Origin of the sequence: Sporosarcina newyorkensis (assembly GCF_900167515.1) — a bacterium.
GTDB classification, from domain to species: domain Bacteria; phylum Bacillota; class Bacilli; order Bacillales_A; family Planococcaceae; genus Sporosarcina; species Sporosarcina newyorkensis.
On record NZ_FUYJ01000004.1, the window covers coordinates 209,571 to 223,795 of the forward strand.

Consider the following 14,225-nt stretch of genomic DNA (forward strand, 5'->3'; position numbering starts at 1 on the left):
GTCTACACTATTTCTTATTCAAAGAAATTATCAAACATCTTCTTGGCTTTTTTCATGAAGCCTTCGCCTTTTTCTTTTTTCGGTCTGACCAATTTGGTGTTTTGTTCAGCTGGCTCATAAACCGCTTCATCCGCTTGAGACAGACTAGCCTGTCCTTCTTCATGACCAAAGAAAACATCTTCCATGTATGCATAGCGGATTAAGCCAACTGCAGTGGAATACATCGGTTCTCTTACACCTATATATTCTGGCGTATACAGACGAACTCTTGTCTTGAAAATTTCACGCGCTAATTGTAAAACACCATCCAATTTAGCCGTGCCGCCGGTAATGACGATTCCGCCAGGCAAGTCATGTATTCCAGCTTCATATAAATCTTCTAATATCAAATCAAATAATTCTTCTAAACGTGAACCGATGATTTCAGAAATATAACGCTGGCTGTACTGATCCTTGGAGTCTGCCCCAATTACCGGCACTTCAAATAATTCATCATCTGAAGCATCATCATAAAAGGCATGTCCGTGTTGATGCTTAATCATTCTGGCTTGTTCAGTCGGTGTCTTTAAAACAATCGACAAATCTTTCGTAATATGATCTCCGCCGATCGGCAACACAGACGTTTTGACCAAACGATTTTCTGCAAATACGGATATCGTAGTGGAACCGCCGCCAATATCGATAAAGGCTGTTCCATGATTCATTTCGTCTTCCGACAATGCGAAGGTACCTGCTGCTAAAGGTTGCAAATAAATCTCACGTATTTGCAATCCCGCCCGTTCCACACATCGTAAAATGTTATGTACTAGAGTTTTGGACGTCGTAATTAACGTTGCGTCCATTTCCAATCTAACCCCCATCATACCACGAGGATCAGTAATTTCATCATAATCGTCTACAATAAATTGTTTAGGGACAAGATTGACGATCTCTCTTTCAGGCGGCACATTCATCACTTGAGAAGATTTCATGACGCGTTCTAAATCATCATCAGTGATTTCACGGTTCTCTGAATTGACTGCCACTACTCCCTTGACATCTTGAAGTTGCACGCCATTTGCCGGGATTCCGAGAACAACGTCTTCTATTTTCAAGCCCGTCATGCGCTCCGCCTGTTCAATTGCTTTTCGAATTGATTGAACCGTTGCATCGATATCAATAATTGTACCTTTTCGAATGCCTGCTGATTGAACATTTCCCACACCGATTACATGCAGGGAGTTATGATCCATTTCTCCGATCAACACTTTAATAGTGGATGATCCTATATCAAGTGATACATAATTATATGATTGACTCAATTATTGACACCTCCTAAAGGCAACTATTAACTTACATTCTATTGTATTTTGACTACTTTGTCTAAATATTTTCAGCACCCTCTTCTGTAAATGTTTTACGTCAGACATTCGTACTGGAATTTTGTTTCCTCGATGTCCACTTTGCCAGCAAAATTCTACGGATTACAGCTATGTTTTGGAACAACCTAACACCAAAGGCAAAGACTGCTGCAAGATAAAGGTCTAAGCCTAAATGCACGCCAATAAATGCCAAAGCTGCTGCAAGGAGAATATTAAAGAAGAACCCCGAAACGAATACTCTGTCGTCATATACTTGCTGAAGATGAGCGCGAATTCCGCCAAACAGTGTATCAAATGCGGCCAAAATCGCGATGGATAAATAATTATTATAGACTTGCGGGATTTGAATATCCGAGAGCAAACCAAGTGAAACGCCAAGGAGCAGCCCAAGCAGTGGTAGCCACATATTGTCATTCCTCCTTCGTTTGTTCTTTTAAAAATTGATTTTCGAAACCACCCGTCCAGCTTTGTAACGTTATATGATCTACCGGCTTACTGATGGTGAGGATAAGGTTATCCAAATAAAATTCGTCTTGTATCGCAGAAGAAAGCAAATGATTGTAGAGTTTCTTACTATCCTCAATTGTCGGCGATACGACTTTGATTTTGAATGGCGGTGTAGAAACATTTTCCCCATTAACGGTTAACTTTCCATTAATATCTCGGATCCAACTAAGTGTTGTGAAACGTTTCTCATCAATTTCCAATTCATTACCTTTATATTGATTCACCACATTGATAAACCGGGTTAGAAGCTCAGATGATAAAGGCTCCACTTCATAACCGAACGCGATACTTTCAGGAGATGGTGCTACTTCTATTACAAAGCCTGGACCCGTGGTCGGCATAAAACCCGCTTGTTTGTACAATTTATCCAATGTATTCTGCAAAGCTTCAGCTGTTTTTTCATTCGTTAATTCTGTATAGGAAGCAAGCGTTTGATCCACTTCCCGTATCTCACCTAATAACTCGGAATGAATTTTCTTTTCTTTGGCCAATTCATTACGGATGGCCCACATATCTCTTGTATCTCGGGTAGATGGTGTGTTCATGGAATTGTATTGCAAAGCTAGCATGAAGCCGACAATGCATAAAATTAATGTGAACTTCCAGTTTACTTTCCCACTCACTCTAACCCCCCTCTACCTCTTGATCTTTGTTCAGCTGGCGTTTGAACACTCTCTGAACAGGAAATAAAACCGCATTCATTCCACAACCTAAGAGAAGTGAGAGTCTTCTACTGCATAAAGATTAGGCTTTATCACGGATTGCTGGTAGTTGAATTTCTTTTATTTCCTCTGTTGTGACAACGATATTATCTCTCAGCAGTCCGTCTATTACCCCTCCTTTCAAATGCAAAGCAGGAGACAGCACTTTCGGGTCGCCAATTGCTTCGATTGTAAAGGGGGCTGGAAATGTCCGGCCATCAATCATAATAACAGGGCCTGTACATTTTATGTACGAATTGGAATTGACTCGCTGCCCGTTAATTGCCACGCCTTGAGCACCCGCTATCTTCAGCTCGTTGACCACACGTAATACGTGGCTTTCATGGACAATATAGTCGTTCGGATTTTGTATAGATGGATCATAATCCGAATCTTCCATTGTTACCTTGATGCCTGTACCTTTGGCAGGAATCACACCTAATAGTAAACGTAAATCTTGCGCTTTATCCACCAGCACTGCATGATCTTTCTGCTTGCTGGAAAAATCTTGTTCGAATTCATGCACTTTTTTTTGCTTACTTAATAATTCGTCGGTTAATTCTTTATTTCGTTCTTGCTGCCCAATTAACTCTTCTCTATATTGCTCTTCCTGCAAAAAAAGTTCGGATTGTACTTCATCCAACTCTTTATGATTGCTGCCGATCGTTCGATAGGAGAAAGCAAGAATGAAGCCGAGCACAAGGAAGACGACAGAGTATAGCAACTGCTTTCCTCTTTTTTTACTCGATTGTTTCGGTTTCTTCTCCATCTTCCTCCCCCTGTCCCAGTTCGGCATAATAGTCAGTAAACGTTTTAAAGAACACACCGATTTCTATGTCCAGTACACCTTTTTCTTCTTTAGGCAACTGTGCAATAATTTCAGGATAATAGGACATTTTTTCAGCAAAGCTCATGATCGCCGCGTGCACCTCATATCCATCGTTCATGAATACCCGGATTTTATCTTCCTCAATATATTGAAGTTCTGAAATCAACTCAAAGACAGAGTTGTCCATCTTCTGAAGCTGCTGAATCGTCTGTTCAATCACATCCGGCTCAGTGAACCCCGAAAGAATAGGTGCATGCAAGAGCGAATCTGCCTCATTCGCTTCAATGCGATCCCCATTCACCAGCAATAAATCATACCGTGCTTTATCTTCTATATACGCTATCGGTTCCCATTCAGTAATCGTAATCTTGACGTTGTTGAGGAACTTTCTGGACACCGTGACTTCTTTTACACCTGTGATTTTCAATAATCTCTTTTCGATGTCCTCTGTATGGAACCCCCACAATGATTGACCGGTAAACAACCCGCTCTGATTTTTGTAGAAAGCCCCATCAGATAACTTCGTATCATTGATGGTTATATCTTTAACATCACTCAATGGAGATTGAAAATACAGCAATGAAAGGAGAACAATTAAGAATAAAGAAACGAGTAGAATAAATTTTTTATTCGTCTTCCTCCTGCGCTTCTTACGCATTGATGGGATTCGTTCTTCAATATCGATTACTTTATCCATACGCTGTTCTCCTTTCAGCCCATCCTTTTGCCTTTTGAAAAGTGTAAGATCGTTCCAACCGCTAGCCAGGTTGTCAATAGCGATGAACCGCCATAACTAATGAAAGGTAATGTAACCCCTGTAACGGGCAGTAACCCCGAAACGACACCCATATTTAAAAATGTTTGGAAGATAATCATGGACACCATACCGGATACGACCAAAAACGAATTCCAATCACGCAGCCGAATGGCGATACCAAATGTCGATGCCAACAATAATATGAAAAGCAAAATGATAGATGCTGCGCCGATAAAACCGATTTCTTCCGCAATAATCGAAAAGATGAAGTCATTTTGAGGTTCTGGTAAGTATAAGAACTTCTGACGACTATTTCCAAGTCCATGTCCGAACAATCCGCCTGGTGCTATGGCAAACAAGGATTGAATTCCTTGAAAACCTGTTCCTAACGGGTCATTCCATGGATCGATATACGATTTTATTCGATCTAATCGGTAAGGTGCCGCTAAAATCAGCCCGATAAATGCAGTCACTCCCGAAACAAAAAGAAAAATAAAGAAAGAGAGTGGGTAGCCCGCTAAGAAAAGAATCACAAAAGCAGAAACGATCATTATGACGGCAGAACCTAAATCAGGTTGCATCATAATTAAAGTAGCCGGCAATAAAATGAGTGCGAAATCTTGCCATTGCCAAGATTTCTTCTTATTCCGCTTCATACTGCTGGCCAATTTTCCAAGCAAGGCAACCTTCACAAACTCGGCGGGCTGCAAACTGATCGGTCCGAGTGCTATCCAACTTTGAGAGCCGTTTCGCACAACTCCAATGCCAGGAATTAAAACTGCTACTAACATCAAGATCGAACCCACATAAAAATATGTCCAAAATTTTGGATGTGAAGTCAATGGGCTTCTATATAATGCATAGGCGATACTTAAAGAAACAGCCATATAAATCGCTTGCTTGACGATGAATGGAGAGGAATCCTGATAATGCACTTCTCCCCAATAAGAACCCGCCGATTGGACAAACACGAGCCCAATCACCGACAGCAACAAAGCAGATGTCAAAAAGACTGCACGATATGTTCTTTCCAGCGTTCGCATCCTTCCGCAAATTAATCAGTCGCTTTTCAATTATACGCTCCTACTATTACAACTCATTTACAATTTCATTACCGCTTGAATAAATTGATCTCCTCGGATTTCAAAGTTTGGATATTGATCCCAACTGGCACAACTTGGCGATAATAAAATGACATCATCTTCTGCACTTGATTCATAAGCAATTTGCACAGCATCTGGCATAGTAGAAGCGATGAACGTTTGTGGGACACCGCACGACGTTGCGAATTCGGTAAAACGCTGAGCAGTCTCCCCTATCGCAACTACAACACGCACATTGGCCATATAGGGACGCAATTCCTCAAAGGAATGTCCTCGCTCCAAGCCCCCCGCTATTAAGACAATCGGTGTGCGGAATGAGGATAAAGCGCTTTTCGTGGCCAAAGTGTTCGTTGCTTTTGAATCATTATAAATGGTGCGGCCTTTCAGCTCCCTGACATATTGCATCCTGTGACGGACACCCGTAAACGAACTCAAGACATTTTCAATAGCCGACTTTTCACATCCTGAGAGAATTGCAGCCGCAGTTGCCGCCAAGATATTTTCCAGGTTATGACGTCCTGGCAATTTGATAATTCTTGTTTCAATAAATGGCTCTCCCAACCAATAAATCCATTCTTCATCGGCTGAAATACCGGTAGTTTTTTTCCCTTCCACAGAAAATGGAACTTTTTGAGAAGACAAAGATTCAACGGATCGGCTCACAACCTCTTGATCATCATTGTAAATCAGGAAATCATCCATTGTTTGATTTCGAGCAACCTGTAACTTGGCTTCCAAATATTCGTCGATCGAACCGTGATAATCTAAATGAGCTTCGTACAAATTAGTAAAAATGGCGATTTTAGGCTTGAAATTTTCAGTGCCTGCTAATTGAAATGAAGATGCTTCTAATACCATAACTTCATCCGACTTTGCTTCTTCCGCTACCGTACAAGCAACCGTTCCAATGTTACCGGCGATAAGCGGTTTTTTCTTCCCGATATTCAGCATGTGGTAAAGCAGAGTCGTCGTTGTCGTTTTACCGTTTGAACCGGTAATCGCAATGATTGGTGCCTCACTAATTATTCCAGCCAATTCGATTTCGGTCCAAATCGTACTATTTGCAGCAACTGCTTTCGCAATCAATGGATTACTATACGGAATCCCCGGACTTTTCACGATAAAGTCAAAATCCCGTTTCAATAAATCACTTGGATGACCGCCGCCAATTACTTCAACACCTTGCGCTTGAAGTTCAGCGGCTTCCTCATTCCCCTCAAGCGGCTTGGCGTCATTGACCACTACCTCCGCTCCAAGACGCCGCAGTAAACCTGCAGTTGCAAGACCGCTTTTAGCCAAACCAACAACCAACACTCTTTTCCCTATGAATTGCTCTATATTTTTCATCTACATGACCTCCAAAAAGACCGGTACGAGAGCAGCCAATAATGCCACTCCCCAAAATACAACGACGACTTTCCATTCAGACCATCCTGATAATTCAAAATGGTGATGAATCGGACTCATTTTGAAAACACGCTTTCCTGTCAACTTAAAACTGATAACTTGAATGATGACTGACAAGGTTTCAACAACGAAAACTATACCGATCACGAGCAATAGTAATTCTTGTTTGATCAGCACGGACATCATGGCAAGTACCCCGCCAAGCGCCAATGAACCTGTGTCTCCCATGAACACTTTAGCCGGCTTAATATTAAACAATAAAAATCCTAGCATCGCACCCGCCACAACAAACGCAAACAATGCAATGTCATTTTGCTCGTAAACTAAAGCAAACACACCAAACGTTGCAAATGCAATCGTCGATGTTCCGCCAACGAGACCATCCAGTCCATCTGTCAAATTGACGGCATTGGAAAAGCCGACTAGCCAAAAAATAAGAAACGCCACATAAAATACGCCTAGATCCAACCCGATCGTAGTGAACGGTATGGTGACTGTTGTTTCGAATGGCCCTAACTTCAACAAGAAAAAAGCGACGATCGCAATTACGATCTGTCCTATTAACTTCTGCAGCGATGTCAATCCTAAGTTTCTTTTCGCTATGATGATAATGAAGTCATCCAAAAAGCCAATGAACCCAAAACCGAGCAGCACAATTAGCAATACAATTGTATGAGTTGTCAGCGAATCATTTATGTAAGATAGAGCAAGTGTTGAAATTGTAATGGAAATTAGGAAGATAAGTCCCCCCATTGTAGGGGTACCGGCTTTTTTCATATGCGCCTGTGGACCTTCCTCCCTAATGCTTTGGCCAAATTTCAGCCTTCTGAGTAATGGGATGATGATCACCCCGACAATTGCTGAAACAAAGAATGCTACAGCAATTGTCGTGACTGTCGTACCGAGTGTCATGATAGGTTCTCCTTCTAATTTACAGCAGATACATATTGGTTCTGCTGTTTTTGTTATTCTGTGTACAGATGAATCGTATCCTCCACGGTCATTAATGTATTCGGAGCCGGCAATTGACGAATGACTTTTTTGCCTTTGCCGTGCCACTCCATTTTGAACGTGTACTGTTGGGCAAGCAATTCTTTTTCACTCATGCCCAGTAGATCAGGCGCGCGAAACGTAACAGCATCCCCCCATCTGTACTCTTTTTCGAGCTGGTCTTTCCTTCTTTCGATCTTCGCAATCGGTGCCACTTCTTCTATGATCCGCCCGACAATAGGTGCGGCAATAACACCACCGAATTGAACCGAGTTTTTCGGGCTATCCACTGCTACGTATACGAGTAGTTCAGGGTCATCCGCCGGTGCGAAACCAATGAATGAAACAATATAATCACCATCTTTATATCGACCATCAACTACTTTTTGAGCCGTTCCGGTTTTGCCGCCAATTCGTAAACCATCCGCAAATGCATTGCGTCCGGAACCATTAGCAACGACAGATTCGAGTGCATGTCGGACCTGCGCAGAAGTCTCTTCACTGATTACTTTTCTTTTCAGTTCTGGTTCGAACTTTTTCAATGTCTTCCCTTCGGAATCTTTTATTTCTTTCACGATATATGGTTTGAAAAGATTTCCTCCGTTAATAGCAGCGGCTACTGCTTGAACCTGCTGTATCGGTGTAACGGAAATTCCTTGTCCGAAAGATGTCGTTGCTTGTTCAACAGGACCAAATTTTTCTTTGGAGAACAATATCCCTTTCGCCTCACCTGCGATTCCAGAATCCGTCGTTTCACCAAATCCGAATGACCGGATATATCGATCCAGCTTTTCACTTCCTAAGCGCTGCCCCATCGTGATGAAACCTGGGTTACACGAGTTTTCCACGACTTCAAGAAACGTTTGGTCTTTATGTCCTTCTCGCTTCCAGCAACGTAAGCGAGCATTCGCGACCATCGTGTAGCCTGGATCATAAAAACTTTCATTTTCCAAATCAATGACTTTTTCTTCAAGACTGGCGGCTAAAGTGACGATTTTAAAGGTAGAGCCAGGTTCATATGTCATCCAAACCGGTAAATTGCGATTATAGATAGTCGAATCCGTCGATTGATAATTTTTGGGGTCGTAGCCAGGGACGGATGCGAGAGATAGCAATTCCCCTGTCTTAGGATTCATGATAATCGCCAACGCTTGCGTAGCTTCATACTTCTCCATCGCTTGGATCAGTTCACGCTCCACGATTTGTTGCATTTTCAAATCAATGGTCAGTTCTAGAGATGATCCTTCTTTCCCATGTTCAAAACCATCTTCGACATGTGGCAACGGAATTCCTTTCGCATCTGTAAACAGTCTAATTTTATCACCAACACCGCTCAGAATCTCATCATACGCATACTCAATTCCTGCCAATCCTTTACTGTCATACCCAGTAAATCCAATTAACCTAGCCAGCAAGTCGTCATATGGGTAATGACGAACAAAATCCACACCTACATACAAGCCTTGTACTTGAAGTTTCGTTATTTCATCTGCTTGTTGTTTCGCTATGTTCTTTGCCTCTGGTGCCAGTTTTACCATGTATTCCTTTTTCTTCATTTTCTCTTCCAATACTTCTGGAGGTAAATCAAGAATTTTGGCGATATCAGGTATCGAACTGGAGATATCTGGATTTTGAGAGGGCATAAAATATAGAGTAGGCGCTAATTTATTACCCACCAACAGGTCGCCATTGCGATCCATAATGTCACCTCGCATGGCGCCAAAAGGAATTTCCCGATCCCAGTTTTCTTTTGCTCGTTCTTTTAACCATTCGTGCTTAATGATTTGCACGTGAAATAATTTGCCCACAACTAGCAGCATACTGATAAAGAAAATGATAAAGGCTGCTCGTAAACGTTTCTTCGACTGCATATCAATGAAAGACCGCAATGACTCACTACCTTTTGTTTTTCTACTAAGGTATGTCACTGGAATGCGCCCTATTCATTAGCCGCCCATGATTACTTCCTCTTCTTCTTGCTCTTTAGACTTCTTATCGTTATATTGTTCTTCAGGTGTACGCAACTCAATGACAATTGGGTCATCGGCGCTTACTTTCGTCCCCTTGGTTACACTTTGACCAACTACATACCCTTCACCGTTTATCCGTATATCCAGATTGGAAAGATGTTTGAACGACAGCACTGTTTTTTTAGACCAGCCTTGGAAATCTGGGAGAGTTGTTTTTCCAGATGTTTTCAAGAGAACAACTGAGTTCTCCGTCAATTTCGTTCCCGCCGCTGGGATTTGTTCTGTCACTTTTCCGCCTTCACCTATAGTGATCGGCTTAAAGCCCTCCTGCTGCGCAAGTCCTGCAACTGTCTTGGCATCTTTCCCCACATAATTACCGACTTTCTTGACTGGTATTTCCGCTTCATTTTCCGGAGCAATGTTTAAATACTTTAAACTATTTTCCATAATCGGGTTGAACACTTTCGATACAGGATCGGAACCAAATTCTCCAGCCTTTAATTTTGGCTGTTGTACTGTCACATAAATCAATAGTTGCGGATCATCTATTGGTGCCATTCCAAGGAATGAATACAGATAGTTGCCAAAGCCGGACATATATCCCGGACCTTTCTTTCTAGGAATTTCAGCTGTCCCTGTTTTCCCGCCTACTGCATAATTGGGCAGATTGTATTTTTGTGCGGTCCCTTTATCTGAAGTTACTGTAGTAGCCAATATTTCCCGCACTTTTTTCGCTGTTTCAGCAGATATTGGAGAGCCGCTTTGTTCCGGTTTATGATCCTCTAAAACTTTGTTCGTATTCGGGTCGATAATTTTATCAATGACATATGGTTTCATCATGACGCCGTTATTAGCAATAGCAGAAGCTGCCTGAATCATTTGCAACGGCGTAACAGTAGAACCTTGACCGTATGATGTGGTTAAGCGTTCTGCCGGATAATTATCGAGCACAACACCTTTTGCTTCGTTCGGCAAATCAATTCCGACACGTTTTCCAAAGCCGAAGTCATGAATGTATTCAATGAATTTTCGATCGCCTATTCTCTCAAGCAAATAGGCCATTCCTACGTTGGAAGATCGCTGAAGTCCTTCGAGGAAAGTGATCGTCCCCCAACCTGTGCCGTTGACGTCACGAATGATTCGGTCATAAATTTTGTAGGATCCCGATTTGAAGTATGCATTTGGATCCCATTTATTCTCTTCGACCGCAGCAGCCAGTGTGAACATCTTCATCGGAGAACCAGGTTCGATTGTCTGTTCTACTGCATCGTTCAGCCAGTTTTCCGTCAATCCTTCCCTCGTCATCGGGTTAAATGTCGGTCGTTGGCTCATCGCTAGAATTTCACCTGTTTTCGGATCGGATACGACCACCAACATTTTCTGGGGTGCATATTCTTTTTCAACTTGGTCCATCGCTTCTTCTACAAAGTTTTCAATCGTTTTATCGATTGTTAGCTTGATTGTATGGCCGTCTTTAGGTGGCACCACTTTTTTATCGGTCGATGGCAAGATATATCCCCAGCTATCAGACTGGTAATTTACCTTTCCATCTTTTCCGGCCAATTGCTTATCATACGTCTTTTCCAACCCCATCTTGCCGACGGTTATAGCTTTCTTATCTTCGGTTTCTTCTTTTTGAGCAAAGCCTACTAGATAAGAAGCAAAACGGCCATTCGGATAAAATCGTTTCTTGCCTTCCACAAACAAAATTCCCGTCAAGCCTTTGCGTTCAAGCTCCTCATCCATCTTGAGAACTGTTTCACGTTTTAAATCCCTACCGGCTCGACCAAATTCAATTTGCCAAGTACCCTCTTTAGCATTTTTCATTTTCGCCAAGATTTCCTGCTCTTCAAGGGGTATATACTTCGCTAACACTTTTGCGGTTTCTTCATAATCAACCACATGATAATTTCTTTTACTATTTTTACTCGCAGCTTCACTTAATACTGCCACTACATGGTAGCTGAGTGTATCGGATGCAATCGGGTCATCATTTCGGTCTACGATAGACCCCCTATTCGCCTGCAAAACACTATGCTTTTCATATTGGTTCGCCGCGATTTTGGCTAGTTCTTTGCCGTCTACTTGGCCAGTCAGCTGAATAAAAAGAATTCTGCCGAATAATATGAAAAAGAGCCCTCCGAATACTACAAACATTAGAAAGGCTCCCCATTGAAAACGAAACTTCTTCATCGTCCCGGCACGACCTTTACATTGTTCTTGTTGAGGTTCAAGCCATTTTCTTGTGCTTTTTTCCAAATGCGCTCATACGTAGACTTATCGCTCACTTGGATGGACAATTCGGTATTCTGTTTTGTAGTTTCATCAATTTCTGAATTCAGCAATTGTACTTCTTTATTCACAGCATTTAAATCGGAATGCGTTTGTAGGAGCATCGAAGAAAGAAAGATCGTAAATGCTGCAGATAAAGCGAACAATATATTTTCGCCTTTAGAAAAACGTCTTTTGACACGGCGGACAACATGCTGTTGTTCTTTCGGTGTATGCTGTTCGACTTCCGGCGTATGTGGAGTGTATAGTTTCCGTTGTTCTAGTCCCATTTCTCGATTTCCCCTTTTCTACTTTTTCTCTGCAATCCGTAATTTTGCTGATCTAGCCCTTTTATTACGTTCGATTTCTTCATCTGTAGGAACGATGGGTTTTCTAGTAATCAGCTTAAAATCCGGGTCCATTCCCTCTGGTATTACAGGTAAATTAGGCGGCAGGTCTGGCATAGACGTTGCTTCCTTAAAGATATTTTTACATAAACGGTCTTCTAACGAATGAAATGTAATGACACTTATCCGGCCCTTTTCTCTCAGTACGGTTAATGCGTCTGTCAGCGACTGTTCTGCCGCTCCCAACTCATCATTCACTGCAATACGTATCGCTTGGAAGACTCGTTTAGCCGGATGTCCGCCTGTCCTTCTGGCTGCGGCTGGAATACCTGTTTTGATAAGCTCCGCCAATTCCCCTGTTGTGCGGATTGGTTCATTTTTTCGTGCTTCCTCAATTTTTCGGGCAATTTGCTTCGAAAACTTCTCTTCGCCATAGCGGAAAAAGATTCTCACCAAATCTTCATACGGCCATTCATTCACCACTTCATATGCCGTTAAGGGGGCTGAGGTGTCCATTCTCATATCGAGAGGTGCATCATGATGATAACTAAAACCTCTTTCGGGCGTGTCCAGCTGTGGTGATGAAACGCCGAGATCATACAAAATGCCGTCCACTTCAGTAATACCTAGATTTTCTAGTTCTTTTTTAAGTTCTTTAAAGTTTGCATGAACAAATTGCACTTGCGCTGCATATTTTTCTAATTTTTTCTTTGCTGCTTCAATAGCTGTCATATCTTGGTCAAAACAGATAAGCTGACCTTTCGGAGAAAGAAGCTTAACAATTTCTTCACTATGTCCTGCACCGCCAAGGGTACAATCCACATAGATACCGTCTTCTTTTACATTTAAGCCTTCGACGGCTTCATGCAATAAAACTGTTGTATGGTTAAACATAATTACAACGCCTGCTTTCAAAAATCAAAATCAATAAGGTTTTCTGCAATGTCGTTAAATGATTCCTCTGATTCCTCGTAGTACGCTTCCCAAAGTTCTGTAGACCAAATCTCGATTCGGCTTGATACGCCGATGACCATACAATCCTTTTCAATCTTAGCAAACTCCAGCAAGTTGGCAGGAATATTTACTCTGCCTTGCTTATCAAGCCCTACTTCAGCGGCCCCTGAGAAGAAAAAACGAGTGAATGCTCGGGCATCTTTTTTCGTAACCGGCAACGCTTTCAACTTCTCTTCGAGTCGTTGCCATTCATCCAGTGGGTATCCGAATAGACAATTGTCTAGTCCGCGGGTCAAAATAAAGCCTTCTGCTAACTGTTCCCGAAATTTGGAAGGAACGATTAAACGGCCTTTCATATCAATCGTATGTTGATATTCCCCCATGAACATACCCTTCACCCCACTATATGAAATAATGTACCACATCCCCCCACTTTCCTCCACCCACTTGGCTATTTTTCTTTGCATAATTAATAAAATGTGTCAATAGTACTTCTTTAGTTATTGGTTTGCGCGTTTTCTCGCTATGTATTCATGTTTTTCCGCATGTTCTGCGAGTTTATTAATCAATTTCAGTTCAGCGTACATCCATTCAAAATTTTTCAAGCTCCGGTAAAAAGCTCTCCTAAAAGTCTGAAGCTCCTAAAGTGACCTTTGACCTATAACTTGTCAGTCACTGTCGATCTCTCCGTCGAAGGGGGAACCTTAACGAATTTTGGAAGACCATATTTTCTTATTGAGGTATATGATATGTGCTGAATTAACTTACAGATAGGGTCATGAAATGTGCTATGGGAAAGGATGAAGTGTAACTTTGAGGAAGGTAGATGGATGGATGTGCAGATATCTTGCAATCAGCCAACCATTCAATTGGATAGACAGGTTTATGCCGTGCACTACAGTTTGTGCGGGTTGTAGTTTTATATCCGTATTATGTAGCATTTAGATAAACAAACAGGGCTAAGATAAAACTAATTTGTTCATAATGAAAGACGAACGATCGCAAAAAACACAATAAAGTTCGGGTTA

General features: G+C 41.8%; 13 protein-coding genes. All 13 read right to left on the reverse strand.

Annotated elements, in window-relative coordinates; all coding sequences use genetic code 11:
* Nucleotides 1-14 precede the first annotated feature (14 nt).
* Nucleotides 15-1,301: a cell division protein FtsA gene (ftsA, locus tag B5D59_RS09970; RefSeq protein ID WP_078817809.1), complete on the reverse strand. Its 1,287-nt coding sequence runs from the start codon at nt 1,299-1,301 to the stop codon at nt 15-17.
* Nucleotides 1,302-1,401: 100 nt separating this feature from the next.
* On the reverse strand, nt 1,402-1,767 hold the full coding sequence (locus B5D59_RS09975) for a small basic family protein (RefSeq protein WP_078817810.1): 366 nt from the start codon (nt 1,765-1,767) through the stop codon (nt 1,402-1,404).
* Nucleotides 1,768-1,771: 4 nt separating this feature from the next.
* The gene (locus B5D59_RS09980; protein ID WP_078817811.1) at nt 1,772-2,491 is read right to left on the reverse strand and encodes a DUF881 domain-containing protein; all 720 of its coding nucleotides are present in this window, start codon (nt 2,489-2,491) and stop codon (nt 1,772-1,774) included.
* Between the two features lie 121 nt (nt 2,492-2,612).
* Nucleotides 2,613-3,338: a DUF881 domain-containing protein gene (locus tag B5D59_RS09985; protein WP_009765594.1), complete on the reverse strand. Its 726-nt coding sequence runs from the start codon at nt 3,336-3,338 to the stop codon at nt 2,613-2,615.
* Nucleotides 3,310-4,095: a cell division protein FtsQ/DivIB gene (locus B5D59_RS09990; RefSeq protein WP_078817812.1), complete on the reverse strand. Its 786-nt coding sequence runs from the start codon at nt 4,093-4,095 to the stop codon at nt 3,310-3,312. The genes B5D59_RS09985 and B5D59_RS09990 overlap by 29 nt, the downstream gene beginning before the upstream one ends.
* 14 nt (nt 4,096-4,109) lie before the next feature.
* Nucleotides 4,110-5,198, reverse strand: a complete 1,089-nt coding sequence (gene ftsW / locus B5D59_RS09995) for a putative lipid II flippase FtsW (protein WP_009765596.1) — start codon at nt 5,196-5,198, stop codon at nt 4,110-4,112.
* A 57-nt stretch (nt 5,199-5,255) separates the two neighbouring features.
* Nucleotides 5,256-6,605, reverse strand: coding sequence for a UDP-N-acetylmuramoyl-L-alanine--D-glutamate ligase (gene murD, locus B5D59_RS10000; RefSeq protein WP_078817813.1), 1,350 nt, complete (start codon nt 6,603-6,605; stop codon nt 5,256-5,258).
* Nucleotides 6,606-7,577 (reverse strand): phospho-N-acetylmuramoyl-pentapeptide-transferase, encoded by a 972-nt coding sequence (gene mraY / locus B5D59_RS10005; protein ID WP_078817814.1) that lies wholly within the window; start codon nt 7,575-7,577, stop codon nt 6,606-6,608.
* A 53-nt stretch (nt 7,578-7,630) separates the two neighbouring features.
* A complete protein-coding gene (locus B5D59_RS10010) occupies nt 7,631-9,526 on the reverse strand; it encodes a penicillin-binding transpeptidase domain-containing protein (RefSeq protein WP_078817868.1) in 1,896 nt (631 codons plus the stop codon).
* Between the two features lie 75 nt (nt 9,527-9,601).
* On the reverse strand, nt 9,602-11,782 hold the full coding sequence (locus B5D59_RS10015; RefSeq protein ID WP_245799496.1) for a penicillin-binding protein: 2,181 nt from the start codon (nt 11,780-11,782) through the stop codon (nt 9,602-9,604).
* A 32-nt stretch (nt 11,783-11,814) separates the two neighbouring features.
* Nucleotides 11,815-12,186: a cell division protein FtsL gene (gene ftsL / locus B5D59_RS10020; protein ID WP_078817816.1), complete on the reverse strand. Its 372-nt coding sequence runs from the start codon at nt 12,184-12,186 to the stop codon at nt 11,815-11,817.
* 18 nt (nt 12,187-12,204) lie between these two features.
* Nucleotides 12,205-13,137 carry a 16S rRNA (cytosine(1402)-N(4))-methyltransferase RsmH gene (gene rsmH / locus B5D59_RS10025; protein ID WP_078817817.1) on the reverse strand — a complete coding sequence of 311 codons (933 nt, stop codon included), beginning with the start codon at nt 13,135-13,137 and terminating at the stop codon, nt 12,205-12,207.
* 17 nt (nt 13,138-13,154) lie between these two features.
* Nucleotides 13,155-13,586 carry a division/cell wall cluster transcriptional repressor MraZ gene (gene mraZ, locus B5D59_RS10030; RefSeq protein ID WP_040758850.1) on the reverse strand — a complete coding sequence of 144 codons (432 nt, stop codon included), beginning with the start codon at nt 13,584-13,586 and terminating at the stop codon, nt 13,155-13,157.
* Nucleotides 13,587-14,225: the final 639 nt, after the last annotated feature.

Excerpts from the sequence above, each read along its gene's own strand:
- B5D59_RS09975 (WP_078817810.1), bottom strand. The coding sequence starts at position 1,767 with ATGTGGCTACCACTGCTTGGGCTGCTCCTTGGCGTTTCACTTGGTTTG.
- B5D59_RS09985 (WP_009765594.1), bottom strand. The coding sequence starts at position 3,338 with ATGGAGAAGAAACCGAAACAATCGAGTAAAAAAAGAGGAAAGCAGTTG.
- B5D59_RS09990 (WP_078817812.1), bottom strand. The coding sequence starts at position 4,095 with ATGGATAAAGTAATCGATATTGAAGAACGAATCCCATCAATGCGTAAG.
- ftsW (WP_009765596.1), bottom strand. The coding sequence starts at position 5,198 with ATGCGAACGCTGGAAAGAACATATCGTGCAGTCTTTTTGACATCTGCT.
- murD (WP_078817813.1), bottom strand. The coding sequence starts at position 6,605 with ATGAAAAATATAGAGCAATTCATAGGGAAAAGAGTGTTGGTTGTTGGT.
- mraY (WP_078817814.1), bottom strand. The coding sequence starts at position 7,577 with ATGACACTCGGTACGACAGTCACGACAATTGCTGTAGCATTCTTTGTT.
- B5D59_RS10010 (WP_078817868.1), bottom strand. The coding sequence starts at position 9,526 with ATGCAGTCGAAGAAACGTTTACGAGCAGCCTTTATCATTTTCTTTATC.
- B5D59_RS10015 (WP_245799496.1), bottom strand. The coding sequence starts at position 11,782 with ATGTTTGTAGTATTCGGAGGGCTCTTTTTCATATTATTCGGCAGAATT.
- ftsL (WP_078817816.1), bottom strand. The coding sequence starts at position 12,186 with ATGGGACTAGAACAACGGAAACTATACACTCCACATACGCCGGAAGTC.
- rsmH (WP_078817817.1), bottom strand. The coding sequence starts at position 13,137 with ATGTTTAACCATACAACAGTTTTATTGCATGAAGCCGTCGAAGGCTTA.
- mraZ (WP_040758850.1), bottom strand. The coding sequence starts at position 13,586 with ATGTTCATGGGGGAATATCAACATACGATTGATATGAAAGGCCGTTTA.